General features: G+C 40.3%; 12 protein-coding genes. 11 read left to right on the forward strand and 1 reads right to left on the reverse strand.

Translation table 11 applies throughout. The features are described 5' to 3' along the window. Positions 1-7: 7 nt before the first annotated feature. From H0S58_RS01290 to H0S58_RS01305, 4 genes are all read left to right on the forward strand, one after another. Complete coding sequence (locus H0S58_RS01290; protein WP_195726925.1) at positions 8-1,501, forward strand: UDP-N-acetylmuramoyl-L-alanyl-D-glutamate--2,6-diaminopimelate ligase; 1,494 nt, start codon at positions 8-10, stop codon at positions 1,499-1,501. 12 nt (positions 1,502-1,513) lie between these two features. Beyond that, positions 1,514-2,920: a UDP-N-acetylmuramoyl-tripeptide--D-alanyl-D-alanine ligase gene (locus H0S58_RS01295; protein WP_195726926.1), complete on the forward strand. Its 1,407-nt coding sequence runs from the start codon at positions 1,514-1,516 to the stop codon at positions 2,918-2,920. Further along, on the forward strand, positions 2,920-4,038 hold the full coding sequence (gene mraY, locus H0S58_RS01300; RefSeq protein WP_053579414.1) for a phospho-N-acetylmuramoyl-pentapeptide-transferase: 1,119 nt from the start codon (positions 2,920-2,922) through the stop codon (positions 4,036-4,038). The genes H0S58_RS01295 and mraY overlap by 1 nt, the downstream gene beginning before the upstream one ends. 68 nt (positions 4,039-4,106) lie before the next feature. After that, positions 4,107-4,910, forward strand: coding sequence for a putative RNA methyltransferase (locus H0S58_RS01305; RefSeq protein ID WP_195726927.1), 804 nt, complete (start codon positions 4,107-4,109; stop codon positions 4,908-4,910). Between the two features lie 307 nt (positions 4,911-5,217). Here the strand turns inward: H0S58_RS01305 and ponA are convergent, their stop codons facing one another. Further along, the gene (gene ponA, locus H0S58_RS01310; RefSeq protein WP_195726928.1) at positions 5,218-7,746 is read right to left on the reverse strand and encodes a penicillin-binding protein PBP1a; all 2,529 of its coding nucleotides are present in this window, start codon (positions 7,744-7,746) and stop codon (positions 5,218-5,220) included. 165 nt (positions 7,747-7,911) lie between these two features. Here ponA and H0S58_RS01315 point away from each other — a divergent pair, with 165 nt between their 5' ends. The 7 genes from H0S58_RS01315 (at position 7,912) to aroB (ending at position 14,745) form a co-directional block, all read left to right on the forward strand. Continuing rightward, a complete protein-coding gene (locus H0S58_RS01315) occupies positions 7,912-8,973 on the forward strand; it encodes a pilus assembly protein PilM (protein WP_195726929.1) in 1,062 nt (353 codons plus the stop codon). Beyond that, positions 8,973-9,602: a PilN domain-containing protein gene (locus H0S58_RS01320; protein ID WP_053579418.1), complete on the forward strand. Its 630-nt coding sequence runs from the start codon at positions 8,973-8,975 to the stop codon at positions 9,600-9,602. Before H0S58_RS01315 ends, H0S58_RS01320 begins: the two co-directional genes overlap by 1 nt. Then, positions 9,599-10,339, forward strand: a complete 741-nt coding sequence (locus tag H0S58_RS01325; RefSeq protein ID WP_195726930.1) for a type 4a pilus biogenesis protein PilO — start codon at positions 9,599-9,601, stop codon at positions 10,337-10,339. The genes H0S58_RS01320 and H0S58_RS01325 overlap by 4 nt, the downstream gene beginning before the upstream one ends. Further along, the gene (locus tag H0S58_RS01330; RefSeq protein WP_195726931.1) at positions 10,339-10,866 is read left to right on the forward strand and encodes a pilus assembly protein PilP; all 528 of its coding nucleotides are present in this window, start codon (positions 10,339-10,341) and stop codon (positions 10,864-10,866) included. The genes H0S58_RS01325 and H0S58_RS01330 overlap by 1 nt, the downstream gene beginning before the upstream one ends. A gap of 61 nt (positions 10,867-10,927) precedes the next feature. After that, a complete protein-coding gene (pilQ, locus tag H0S58_RS01335) occupies positions 10,928-13,057 on the forward strand; it encodes a type IV pilus secretin PilQ family protein (protein ID WP_195727540.1) in 2,130 nt (709 codons plus the stop codon). 36 nt (positions 13,058-13,093) lie between these two features. Continuing rightward, entirely contained in the window at positions 13,094-13,642 is a 549-nt protein-coding gene (gene aroK / locus H0S58_RS01340; RefSeq protein WP_195726932.1) for a shikimate kinase AroK, read from the forward strand. 17 nt (positions 13,643-13,659) lie between these two features. Then, positions 13,660-14,745, forward strand: coding sequence for a 3-dehydroquinate synthase (gene aroB, locus H0S58_RS01345; protein WP_193890797.1), 1,086 nt, complete (start codon positions 13,660-13,662; stop codon positions 14,743-14,745). Positions 14,746-14,748: the final 3 nt, after the last annotated feature.

A 14,748-nucleotide genomic window follows, 5' to 3' on the forward strand; every position in this document is an offset into this window, starting at 1 on the left:
GTGATGAATGTCCATGACATTTCAAGATTTTTACCCAGTTGAGAAAGTGGCGAAATGGATGACTCTGCCATTCATTGGCTTTTGTTTGGACAGCCGTAAAGTTAAAACAGGGCAAATTTATATTGCCCTGAATAGTTTTTCACAACCTGAAAAAACGATGCAGTTTGCACAGTCAGCTTTGACCAAAGGTGCTTTAGCGGTGGTCAGTGAGGTTGATTTAGGTCTTGATCACAGTGTGATTGTACCGAATGTTCGTCATTTAATGGGGCAGTGGCAAAAACAATATTTACAGGAAACCGCACCTGTTGAGGCAGCACGGATACTGGCAGTCACAGGCACCAATGGAAAAACCACAATTTCGCGTCTGGTGGCCGAGTTAATGACTTTGCAACAGCAAAAATGTGCGGTCATGGGCACTACAGGTAACGGTATTTTACCGAATTTAGAAACTTCATCGCATACGACGTTAGATGCTTTACATTTACAAACGGCTTTACATGAATATGCCCAACAAGGGGCGCAATTTGTGGCGCTTGAAGCCAGTTCTCATGGTTTGGAACAAGGTCGTTTAAAAGGCTGTGATATTGAAATTGCAGCCTATAGCAATTTAAGTCGTGATCATCTAGATTATCATGGCACGCTAGACGCTTATGCAGAAGCGAAATCTGGTTTGTTTAAATTTCCAAGTTTAAAAGTGGCGATCATTAATCTAGATGACGAATATGCATCGTTGATGATAAATACTGCTCAAAATAATCCTGCCCAACCTAAAATACTTACTTATTCCACGACACAATCCGCAGATTATCAAGTGTCTAATATTGAATATGGTTTAAGTGGGGCGCAGTTTAAATTAACCACTGCACACAGTGAATTTGAGGTGCACAGCCCATTATTGGGGCATTTTAATATTGAAAACTTGGTGGCAAGTTTAGTCAGTGCAGAGCAAGCGGGCTTTGGACTAGTGGATTTAATTGCAACGGTGCCACAATTAAAAGGTGCACCTGGACGTATGCAGGTTATTCCTGATGGCGAGCGTTTGTTTGTGGTCGATTATGCACATACACCTGATGCCTTAATTCAAGTTTTACAGACCTTAAAACGTCATGTAGCCAAAAATTTATGGGCCGTTTTTGGCTGTGGTGGTGATCGTGATCGTGGCAAGCGCCCACTCATGACACAAGCAGCATTAGAGCATGCAGATATTGCCTTAATCACGTCCGATAATCCACGCTCTGAAAATCCAGAACAGATTTTTGCTGACATGAAAGCAGGATTAGATGTTTCCAGTCAGAGTGTGCATGAAATTCATGATCGTCGAGAAGCGATTAAATTTGCTGTTGAAAATGCTCAAGCTGGCGATATTGTGGTGATTGCGGGCAAAGGACATGAGAACTATCAAGAAATTGAAGGAGTGCGACATTGGTTTGATGATGTGATTGAAGTCCAATCCGCTATAGAAGCGCAGCATCACAACACAAATTCAGCGTATCAGGCTTAATAGGAAATCATTATGCATACTTCCACCACCAGTACAGTGCCTTTAACGCCATGGACCCTAGAGCAATTACAACAAGCGACTCAAGGCTATTGGCATAACAATAAAATACCTTCAGGTGAAATTAAACGAATTTTGACTGATTCGCGTCATGCCGAACAAGGCGATGCTTTTTTAGCGATACAAGGCGAACGTTTTGATGCGCATGATTTTGTGGCACAAGTGGCAATACAGGGTTGTGAAATTGCGATTGTGAGTCATCCTGTGGATGCTGATATTTATCAGTTGGTCGTTGCGGATACACGCTTGGCTTTGGGGCATTTGGGGGCTTATCGCCGTGCTCAAAATTTACAATTAAAAGTGATCTCGCTCACCGGTAGTAGTGGTAAAACCACCACCAAAGAAATGCTGGGCAGCATTTTATCTCGTCTTGCACCGACCTTGATTACGCGTGGCAACTTAAATAATGATTTAGGCGTACCGATGATGTTGCTGGAGCTGCGTGCTGAACATCAATATGCCGTTATGGAATTGGGTGCCAGTCATCAGGGTGAAATTGATTACACCTCGAATTTAGTTCAACCGCATGTGGCAGGCATTATTAATATTGGCACAGCACATTTGGGTGAATTTGGCGGACGCGATGGGATTTGCCGAGCCAAATCTGAAATTTATGCGCATATTACAAAAAAGGGTATTTCGATTGTTCCTGCGGCGGATGATTTTGCAGAAGTTATTGTAAAAGCGGTACACACTGAACGAGTTTTAAGCTTTGGAGGAAATGGAGATATTTTCGCCACAGAAATTGAATTGCATCCGCAATCCTCGAGCTTTAATTTAAATACACCAGTAGGTCTACGTCTGCTAAATTTGCCTTTTGCAGGTGATCATAATATCCAAAATGCTTTGGCTGCCACTGCTTTTGCACTCGCGATTGGTATTGCTCTGGATGACATCGTCACTGGTTTGGAGCAAGCTCAAGGTGCAAAAGGCCGTTTGAATTTTATTCAACAGGATAAATACCTATTCATTGATGATACTTATAATGCAAACCCAACTTCAATGCGAGCAGCAGCAGAAGTACTTGCTCAGCAAGAAGGGATAAAAGTGATGGTCATCGGGGACATCGGAGAGTTGGGTGCAAGTGCGGCACAGCAACATTATATGTTGGGTCGAGATTTGGTTGCGACAGAGGTTAATTTTGTTGTCGCGGTAGGTGAATTTGCACCAGCGACACAAGAAGGGGCACGTAGTACCCAATATGGTAAAAAAATGCAGGCTTTTTTGACACAAGCACAAGCGCTGCCATTTTTACTGAGTTTAATTGAAACACATCAACCTCAATCCATGAGTTTCCTGTTTAAAGGTTCTCGTTATACCCACATGGAAACATTGATGGCTGATTTGATGGAGAAAATTTAATGCTGTTATGGCTCTTTGAACAACTGGCGGGTTATAACAGCTCGTTCCAAGTGGTTCGTTATTTAACATTACGTGCTTTGCTGAGTGTTTTAACAGCTTTGACGATTGGCTTGGTGTTGGGCCCAGTCATGATCCGTAAGTTGCAGGCACTCAAATATGGTCAAGCGGTCAGTTCATTTGCACCTGAAAATCATGCAAAAAAAATGGGCACACCGACCATGGGTGGGATTTTAATTCTACTCTCGATTGGAATTTCAACTTTACTCTGGGCAGATCTATCCAATCCCTATGTTTGGATTGTGCTGGCAGTGATGGTGATTTTTGGTGCGGTGGGCTGGGCGGATGACTGGATTAAAGTCCGTTATAAAGACAATGCGGGTTTACCGGCCAAGAAGAAATTCTTTTGGACTTCGGTTGCATCGCTAGGTGCAGGTATTGCACTGTATGTGATTGCGACACAACAAACGAATCCTATCCATACCGCGAATATGCTGGATTTATTAATTCCATTCTTTAAGAATTTGAGCATTCCACTTTCCGCGATTCCGCTCGGCATTGGTTTTATCATTTTTACCTATTTGGTGATTAATGGTGCATCGAATGCAGTCAACTTAACCGATGGTTTAGATGGTTTAGCCATTATGCCTGTTGTCTTGGTTGCAGCAGGGTTAGGTGTATTTGCTTATCTTGCAGGTGATGTTCGTTTTGCTGATTATTTGCATATGCCCTATGTTAAATATGCCTCTGAGTTGGTGGTGATTTGTGCAGCTATGATTGGAGCAGGCTTAGCATTCCTTTGGTACAACGCACATCCAGCACAAGTCTTTATGGGCGATGTCGGCGCATTATCTTTAGGCGCGATGTTGGGCACCATTGCCGTAATGGTTCGTCAAGAAATTGTTTTTGCAATTATGGGCGGAGTATTTGTGGTCGAAGCTATTTCGGTATTTTTACAAATTGGTTCATTACGGATGCGCAATAAACGAGTCTTCTTGATGGCGCCTTTGCATCATCATTATGAGAAAAAAGGTTGGCGTGAGACTCAAGTGGTCATTCGTTTCTGGATTATTACAATTATGCTGGTAGTTTTAGGCTTATTGACCTTAAAATTGCGTTAAGCAAATATTTTTAAAAAACTGACATTTGTTTGATCAAATGTCAGTTTTTTTATGTCTGGGAGAAAATGATGAATCTGCTCATGTGTCCGGTGTGTCGTGAGGAATTACTCTTAACTGATCAAACATGGCGGTGTGCAAATCAGCATAGTTATGATGTGGCAAAACAGGGTTATGTAAACTTACATGTCGTTCAACACAAACACAGCAAAAACCCTGGAGATACACCCGAATCAGTACAAGCACGCCGCGCTTTTTTAAGTGCTGGTTTTTATGCGCCGCTACAACAGGCTGTGGTTGAAAAAATTCGTGAGCTTGGTGTAGATCATCTGCTCGATATTGGTTGTGGTGAAGGTTACTATACCCATGCTATGCAGGCTGAAGTGAAACAATGCGTAGGTGTCGATATTGCCAAAAATGCGGTACAGATTGCAGCTAAACTGAACAAGCATATCACTTGGGTCGTCGGTACAGGTGCTACTTTGCCTGTACTTGATGCATCGATTGATTTATGTACCAGCTTATTTAGTCCAATTCCAAAACAAGAAATATTGCGTGTACTCAAACCGAATTCGTATTTAATGGTGGTGGCACCTGCAATTGAGCATTTATATGCAATGCGTGAAGTGCTTTTTGAAGAAGTCAATCCACATGAGTCACATAAGTTTGTGGAACAACTGCAAAATGAATTTGAATTGCTTGAAGAATATGTGATTGATGCGCCTTTTGTTTTACAACAGGCTGACTTAAAGAACTTGATTGCAATGACGCCGTATGCTTACAAGGCGAAACCAGAACGCCGTCAGGCTCTAGAGCAAAATCAAAAGTTTGCGTTAAAAGGGCAATTTCAAATCTATTTATTCAAAAAGAAATGAGACCAATAACAATGCCTATCAAATTAATTTAGAGCATTGTTATTAATTTATTTTTAGGCGCTCAAAAATTAGAAACTTAGAAATATATTATAAGTTCTGAAGATTATTCTTCAGTTTTCTGTTTTTTCTCATAATTGTAAAAATGATGCTTGAATTTCTTGATTGCCACACTACCAACACTTCAAATAGTGCTGAGTGATATTTCTGAATATTAACCAATCAAATCAGTTTTAACATAAAAATGCCAGTCTATTTTTAAATGGACTGGCATGATTACAGATGCTGACTTGAATAGACCTGATTTGATTTATAAAACTTGATCAATCAGGTTCTGAAGTGCGTCTGGCTTGTTAGTTGGTGCTTTTTGCATTGTTGGAGGTGCAGCATCATTTGGCAGCAAAATTTCCTCTCCGGGTAAGTCATCAAAGTCACGTTCAGGTGCTCGTGTCGGTGCAACAGGAGCAGGACGATAAAGAGGGCGAGCTAAAGGTGGAGATGAGCGATCTTCTGCAACATATTCACCTGTGGTTTCCGTTCGACGATTGGTCGGTGCTTTGGCATTTTTATCAAAATGTACCCAAGCTGCAGGTGTGCCTTTCAAAGCCTGACCCATAAAATTAGTCCAAATCGGCAAAGCGGCTACGCCACCATATTCACGGCGACCAAGCGTATTGGGTTGGTCAAATCCAACCCATGTTATGGTGACCAGTTTGCCATTAAAACCAGCAAACCATGCATCTTTAGCATCATTGGTCGTTCCTGTTTTACCACCAATGTCACCACGACCAATTTTAAGTGCAGCTCGACCTGTACCATGTTGAATGACATCACGCAAAATATTTGCCATATCATAGGCAGAACTTGATTTTAAAATACGCTGAGCCTGACGATATTGGCTTTTAGATTCATCCACTTTAATGGGTGCTAACTCTTTTTCAGTTGTTAGGGTGGTGTTGGTTACTTCAAAGACTTCATCGTCTGGTGTTACTGCTTCAGCAGATTCAGGATCTTCATCTTTTTGATTGATACAGGCAATACAGGCATAGTCTGGATTACTTTGATAAATTACTTTGCCATATGCATCTTCAATACGATCAATAAAATGAGGTTGAATGCGATAACCACCATTGGCAAAAGTAGCGTAGCCTGTTGCCATTTGAATCGGGAGAACTTGTGGTGTACCCAATGCAATAGTGAAATTACGTGGAATCTGATTTTCCTGTAAACCAAAATCCATAAATAATTGACGCGTTCGTTCAATACCGACCGTTTGTAATAGGCGCACAGAAACAGTATTACGGGACAAATACAAAGCACGACGTAATGGAATCACCCCCAAATAACGCCCATCCGAGTTTCTTGGTGACCATTTTCCAATGGTAATCGGACTGTCATTGACCATGCTATAAGGTGTCATGCCACGTTCAAGTGCTAAGGCATAGACAAAAGGCTTGATGGTAGAGCCGGGTTGACGCCAGCCCTGTAAGGCACGGTTAAATTTAGATTGATAAAAATTATAACCACCCACAATAGCTTCAATCGCTCCATTATTAGGATTGATCGCAATCAATTGACCTTGAACTTTAGGGACTTGAATTAGTGCCCAAGAGGTTTTATTGTCATTTGGCCGTAAGCGAATAATATCTTTGACTTTCACAATTTGAGAGGCACGGCTAGGAGCTCCTCCCACACTGTTTGCATTTCTATATGGGCGAGCCCAAGACATTCCTGACCATGGAACCGTCACTGTAGAGCCATCTTGCATCACGGCTTCAAAAGAGGTGTTATTGACTTTAACCACTTTGGCAGGATAAGTATTGGCATATGCCCCAAATTCATTTAAGGGTTTATCATGCGCTTCAGCCCCTCGCCAGCCGTGGCGTCGGTCATATGCTTCTAAACCCTCTTGAACCGACTGCTCGGCATAGGCTTGGCGTTTGCTATCCACTGTGGTGTAAACTTTATAACCTGAATCGATCGCTTGTTGCCCAAATTTTTCAACCAGTTCTGAACGAACCATTTCTCCAACATAAGGAAATTTATTACTAATTCCTCGGTCGGGCATATCTAGATTAACAGGTTCAGCAATCGCTTTTTGATATTGACTTTGGTTGATGTACCCCAATTGCAACATACGACCCAAAATCCAGTTACGACGTTCCAAAGCACGCGTGGGATTAACCACGGGGTTGTATTTTGACGGTGCTTTAGGAAGACCAGAAATCATTGCCATTTGAGCAATACTCAGATCATCTAAGCTTTTGTTGTAATAAATTTTAGCTGCAGCTGCAATGCCATAGGCATTTTTACCCAAGAAAATTTTATTGACATATAACGTTAAAATTTCTTCTTTACTTAAATTCTGCTCAATTTTTCGTGCCAGAAAGATTTCAGTTAGTTTTCGTTTTAGAGTTCGCTCTGGGCTTAAATAATAATTTTTGGCTACCTGCATCGTAATGGTCGAGCCACCCGTTTGCACACTTGACCCTGTAATCGTTTCGCTGACTGCTCTTCCCAAGCCTTTAAAACTGATGCCACTGTGCTCAAAAAAAGAAGAATCTTCAGCAGCTAAAAATGCAGAAATAAAAGGTTTTGGAATTTGTTGATAATCTACAGGAACCGATAATTTGCCTCCATATTCGGAAATCAACATATTGTCGGCACTATAGACTTGTAAGGGCTTTAATAATGGCGCCTTTTTTAAAGTCGTCATTTTAGGTAACGATGGGGCAATATAGAGATACATGCCATAAAAGCCCATCGGAATTGAGACTAAAATTATAATTAGGACCAAAAAAAAGGGGTGAACATGGCCTGAACGAGATAGCTTTTTCATAACAAGTAAGTTTTAATAAGAGCTAATGGCAAACTAATTGACGATCAGTATAGCCTTTACACATACAGATTGTTAGATGAGTTATTGTATCTGTAGAAAATTATAGACCGACAAGGATTAGTAAGTTACTTTTGTTGGGGATAAAAAAATAATAGGAATTATATTGTGCTCAGGTTATATCGTAAGCCAAATAAGGGGTTAGTAGGGGTAGATATTAGTTCTACTTCTGTTAAGTTGCTGGAACTTTCTGTTAAAAGCGGTAACAGGTATTGGGTAGAAAGCTATGCTTTAGTCCCTTTGCCTGAAGGCAGTGTGGTCGAAAAAAATATATTAAATCCAGAGGCGGTTGGAGAAGCATTAGAGCGAGCAATCAATCTTGCCAATATCCAATCAAAATCTGCTGCTATAGCCATTCCTACGTCTATGGTGATTACCAAAACGATTGAAATGGACGCGGATATGACAGATGATGAACGCGAAGTTCAGATTCGTATGGATGCAGAACAATATATTCCTTTTCCTTTAGATGAAGCGAGTCTTGATTTCGAGGTTCAGCCTGAGCGTTTAGCCAATCCAAACCGTGTAAATGTTCTGTTGGTTGCAACGCGTCTCGAAAATGTAGAAGCGCGTTCTGAAGTGTTGGAACTTGCCAATTTAAGTCCAAAAATTGCGGATATAGAAAGCTTTGCAATAGAAAATGCGTATCAAGTATTTTCTGATACTTTGCCTATGGGTGTGAATACAGTAGGCATCTTGGATATTGGTCATACCATGACCACACTGTCTGTGATGCGAAATAATAAAATTATTTATACTCGCGAACAGGTCTTTGGCGGTAAACAGTTAACGCAGGAAATTCAGAATCGTTATGGTTTGTCTTTTGAAGAAGCTGGTCGTGCTAAAAAAAGTCGCTCACTTCCTGACGATTATGATGTTGAAGTATTAGGGCCTTATCTTGAAGCCTTGGTTCAACAAGCCGCAAGATCATTACAGTTTTTTTTCTCATCTTCACAATTTAACGAAATTGATCATATCTTATTGGCAGGCGGGAATGCGAATATTCCTGGGCTAGCGAAACTTTTACAACAAAAACTGGGATATCGTGTTACCACTGCTAATCCATTCTTGCAAATGGGCTTTTCTCCACAAATTGATATTAAAAAAATAGAAAATGATGCTTCATCGCTGATGGTGGCATGTGGTTTGGCATTGAGGAGTTTTGATTAATGGCAAGAATTAACTTACTCCCTTGGCGCGATGAGCTAAGAGAGAAACGAAAAAAAGAATTTATAGCCATTTGTATTGGGGCAGCTTTAATTGGGGCATTCATCGTTGCATTAACATGGTTTTTCTACAATCATAAACTTGAAGATCAGGAACAAGCCAATCAACTGATTAGCAGTACCAATCAAAATCTTGATGTACAGTTAAAGTCTTTAGAAGGTTTGGAAGCTCAACGTAATGCCATTATCGAGCGTATGAAGCTTATTCAGGGATTACAAAGCCAAAGACCCATTGCAGTGCGTTTAATTGATGAGATGGCACGCGTAACACCAAGTAATTTATATATTACTAAGTTTGTCCGTGTGGGCGATAAATTTACCATTGAAGGTAAAGCTGAAAGTCCGAATACAGTAGCAGAATTCTTACGTAATCTTGAAGCCTCTGCTTGGTATCGTAATGCATTTATGAATTCTTTTTTAGCAGTAGAAGAGAAAAAGGATAAAGCACCAAGTTCTGTGGTGCCACGTGTTGAAGAAAGTTATGGTTCATTTGTTGTAACGGCTGATCTAGATGAAATTGCATCACCTTCAGAACCAGAAGCACCACAAACTACAGTGGAGGCGGCACAATGAGTCTCGATGAATTTGATGAATTAAATTCCCAAGAAAATGTAAGTCCCAAGAAAAAGATGACACTGGATAAATTTTTTCAGCAGTTTAATACTTTGGACATGAATAACTATGGCAGTTGGCCGTTATCCGTTAAAATTACCTGTTGGATTTTGATTATTTTAATGATTGCTTTGCTGGGGTATTTCTTGGCGATTAAAAGCAAATTAGAAAATATTTCTAATGCACAGGCGCAAGAACAAAATTTACTGAATGAATTTCGTGAAAAAGATTCAAAACTGCGTAATTTGCAGCAGTTGCAAGCTCAATTACAAGAAATGGAAGCAAATTTTAATCAACAATTAGAGCAGTTGCCTAAAGAAACTGAAATTCCTGGCTTAGTTGAGGACATCAACGTCAGTGGCGTAAATTCAGGTTTAAAATTTAAGAATATTCGTTTGGAAAATGAAATTAAACAAGAGTTTTTCATTGAGCAACCGATTTCTATTGAGGCAACAGGCGACTATCATGCTTTTGGTTCATTTGTGAGTGGTATTGCTGCACTGCCGCGTATTGTGACTTTGCATGATTTTGATATTTCAGCAATAGAAAATAAAGAGAAAAAAACAGACATTCCTCAAGTGACTTATAACGTTAAAGCAAAAACATATCGTTATATTGGTATAACAGAGGCTGTAACTAATCAACCATCAGTAAATACTGCTGCTAACTCAGCTGCTCAAGCTGGAGGGACACAGTAATGAAATTAGAAAAAATTACACTAAGTCTGTTATTGGGTATGTTGTTGGTCGGATGTGACTCTCGAATTGATGCAGTGAATGAGCAAATGGCGAATATTCGTAATCAGCCCCCTTTGCCAATCGAACCAGCACCTATTTTTTCTCCAGTGCCGACGTTTAACTATTCAGCTCATCAGCTCAAAAGTCCTTTCTTGCCAAGTTCACTGGCTGCAGAGTTAAGGGTGATGGCAGGTAAGCGAGTCTATCCGAATTTGTCGCGTCAGCTGCAACCTTTAGAAAGTTATGCGATTGAATCGCTGAATATGAAAGGCAGCATGCGTAGTCAGGCTGGGCAAATTGTGGCCTTGATTCAAACACCAGACGGTGAAATTGAACGAATACAACGCGGCAGTTATATGGGTGTCAATCACGGACGTGTGGTGCATATCACACCAACTCAAATTGATCTTGTCGAGATTATTCCAGATGGACGAGATGGATATGTGGAACGTCCAAGAAGTTTGGTATTAATTGGGCCAGCACCTTAAGTTTAAAGGAATAAAAATGAATAACAGTGTTAAAGATTTTATATTTGGGGATGGCAATAAAATGAACCATTTGTTCCGTCAATTTTCTATGGGTGCTGTTGCAATTGCAGTCATGCAGGTTGCCAATGCTCAAGTTAGTATTACCAATATTGTTCCTATGCAAGTGGCAGGGCAAGGTACAGAAATACGTGTTATGTTCAATGGTATACCACCGCAGCCACAAGCCTATCAGCTTGAACAACCTTCACGTTTAATATTGGATTTTGATAAAGCACAGCAAAATTTAAAACAAAGTACGATTGCTGTGGCGACGAAAGAAGCCAATTCTGTTGATGTGAGTTCTGATGCGCAGCGTTCACGTTTAACAGTTAATTTAGCTGATGCGGGTGCATTTACCACGCGTATGGAAGGCAATACTTTTATTTTAAAAATTAATACAGTTGAGAATAATAATTTTAGTACTCAACAGGCGGTTGCTCAGAATCCAACACAAGGCATTTCAAATATTGGCTTTCAGCGTGGCAGTCAAGGTGAAGGTCAAGTCGTGATTGATTTGCTGGGCAGCAATACGCCTGTCGATGTGCAACAACAAGGCAGTAAAGTAGTAATACGCACATTAGGAAATAAAGTGCCGACACATTTGGCACGTCGTTTAAATGTGAATGATTTTGCCACGCCGGTTTCAGTTGTAGATGCAAAGAATGACGGTGGTAATGGTGTTATAACAATTCAAACTGAGGGTAGCTATGAATATATGGCCTATCAAACGGATAATAAACTCACCATTAGTTTGAAGCGTCCAGAAGATAAAGACCCCTTCAAACCTAAAGCTGCGAACAGTTATACAGGTAAAAAGATTTCTTTAGATTTTCAAGATATTGAAGTACGTCGTGTACTACAATTATTGGCGGATTTTACTGAAATCAATATGGTGACTGCTGATACAGTACAAGGCAATATTACCCTACGTTTAAAGGATGTTCCTTGGGATCAAGCCTTAGATATCATTTTAAAAACCAAGAACTTGGATAAACGTCGTAATGGAAATGTGATTTGGATTGCCCCTGTCACAGAATTGATTAAATCGGAAGAAGAAGAAGCAAAAGCGATTGCGCAAAGCGTTAAACTTGCGCCATTACAAACAGAATATATTCAACTCAGTTATGCTAAAGCGGTTGATATTGAGAAACTCATTACTCAAGGTAAAAACTCTTCAAATGGATCGAATCGCTCTAGTGGTTCTGGAGCAGACTCTCTGGGGGATAGTGTAGGAGGTTTACTCAGTCCACGAGGGACAATTTCAACTGATCCGCGGACCAATACGATTATTGTAAATGATACTTCGGTAAAAATTGATCAAATCCGTAAAATGATTGACTTGTTGGATGTGTCAGTAAAACAAGTGATGGTTGAGGCACGTATTGTGCGTGCTTCTACTGAGTTTAGTAAGCAGATGGGGGTGAAGTGGGGAATTTTATCCCAAGGTATTAACCAAAATAGTGACTTATTAGTGGGTGGTAGTGATACGACTTTATGGGATTTAAAAACACCAGATGATGATGGTAAATATACCATTCAACGTCCAGATAATTTAAATGTCGATTTAGGTGTAACAGCACCTGGTGCCAGTAAGATTGCCTTTGGTCTCATTAGTTTATCTGACTTTATGTTGGATTTGGAGCTTTCAGCACTACAAGCTGATGGTTATGGAGAAGTCATTTCAACGCCAAAAGTGCTGACTGCGGATAAACAAGCTGCCAAAGTTGCTTCAGGTACACAGATTCCTTATCAATCTGCCGAAGGTGGTGGTGCAAATGCAGTGTCTACCACAGAATTTATTGATGCAACCTTAAGTCTGGATGTCACCCCAAGTATTACCCCAGATGGCAAAATTCAAATGATGTTGCAAATCAAAAATGACTCCGTGGGCAATCCGACTCCTACAGGTCAATTAACGATTAATAAAAATGAAATTAACACCAATGTTCTGGTTGATAATGGTGAGACTGTAGTCTTGGGCGGTATTTTTGAGCAAACCACTGCCAACCAACAAACCAAAGTCCCGTTTTTGGGAGATTTACCTTATATTGGGCGTTTATTCCGTAAAGATGTAAAATCTGATAATAAGAGTGAGCTCTTGATTTTTGTGACACCACGAATTGTTAATGACAGTGTTTCAAGAAATCATTAATATATTTTTAATTTAACGAAATAAATAGGTGACTCCTTGCCAAGCAATGAGTTTGAAACCCTACCAAATATTTATTTGGTAGGGCCAATGGGGGCTGGGAAAACAACTGTTGGTCGACATTTAGCGGAACTATTAGGACGTGAGTTTCTTGATAGTGATCATGAAATTGAGCGTAAAACAGGAGCGACTATACCTTGGATTTTTGAAAAAGAAGGTGAGAAAGGATTTCGTCATCGTGAGACCATGGTGATTAATGAGCTTACAGCACGCACAGAATTGGTTCTCGCTACAGGAGGTGGGGCAGTTACTCAATCTCCTAATCGTGAATTTTTAAAACAACGTGGTATTGTTGTTTATCTTTATACTCCTGTCGAAATTCAATTACAGCGTACTTATCGGGATAAGAACCGTCCTTTATTACAAGTTGACAATCCTGAACAAAAGTTACGTGATTTATTGACACTTCGTGATCCATTATATCGAGAAGTTGCACATTATATTATTGAAACCAATCAGGGTGCTGCGCGTGATTTGGCGCAAAAAATTCTTCATTTAATTATGGCTCAAGAAGCAGATTTAATTTAATTAACGGTTTTAATTTCATGCAAACTTTACATGTTGAACTTGGCGATCGGCGCTATCCTATTTTTATTGGTAGCGATTTAAACCCACGCAATTTACTTGAACCTTATATTCATGGTCAGCAAGTGATGATTGTGAGCAATACCACGGTGGCTCCTCTGTACTTAACCACTTATGTTGCTGCGCTTGAAGCGTTAGGTAAAAAAGTGGCAACATGTATTTTGCCTGATGGTGAAAAATATAAAAATATTGAATATTTAAACTTAATTTTTGATGCTTTGCTTGAAGCAGGATTTAACCGTGATGCCACCGTTTTAGCTTTAGGCGGTGGTGTGATTGGTGATATGGCTGGTTTTGCTTCGGCCTGTTTCCAACGTGGCGTTTATTTTATTCAAGTCCCTACAACGCTTTTGTCTCAAGTCGATTCGAGTGTGGGAGGCAAAACAGGAATTAATCATCCTTTGGGTAAAAATATGATTGGTGCTTTTCAGCAGCCACAAGTGGTCCTTGCAGATATGGCACAGCTGGTAACTTTGCCTACTCGTGAATTGTCCGCAGGTTTGGCAGAGGTCATTAAATATGCCTTACTGGGTGATGTCGATTTTTTAGACTGGCTAGAACGTCATATAGATGATTTAGTGGGGCGTGATCCTGAACGTTTAGCAGAGGCAGTTTATCGTTCATGTGCACACAAAGCACGGATTGTGGCGAGTGATGAGAAAGAACAGGGCGAACGGGCTTTGCTTAATCTTGGACATACTTTTGGACATGCGATTGAATCATATATGGGCTATGGGGTATGGCTGCATGGAGAAGCAGTTGCTGTGGGTATGGTCATGGCCGCAGATCTGTCGCAGCGTTTGGGTTGGATTTCCACTGATGATTTAGAGCGTACAAAAAAAATCATTCAACGTGCGCATTTACCCGTAAAATGCCCAGCTATTCCATTAGATGAATTTCTTGGTTTTATGGCGCATGATAAAAAAGTACTGAATGGGCAGTTACGACTGGTCCTGATGAGTACTTTAGGAAAAGCAATCATTACCAAAGATTTTGATGTGGAATTGATGAAACAGGCGATTTTAGCGAATCAAGAAAAGGCATAAATC

This window comes from Acinetobacter sp. TTH0-4 (genome assembly GCF_015602665.1).
Lineage (GTDB): Bacteria > Pseudomonadota > Gammaproteobacteria > Pseudomonadales > Moraxellaceae > Acinetobacter > Acinetobacter albensis.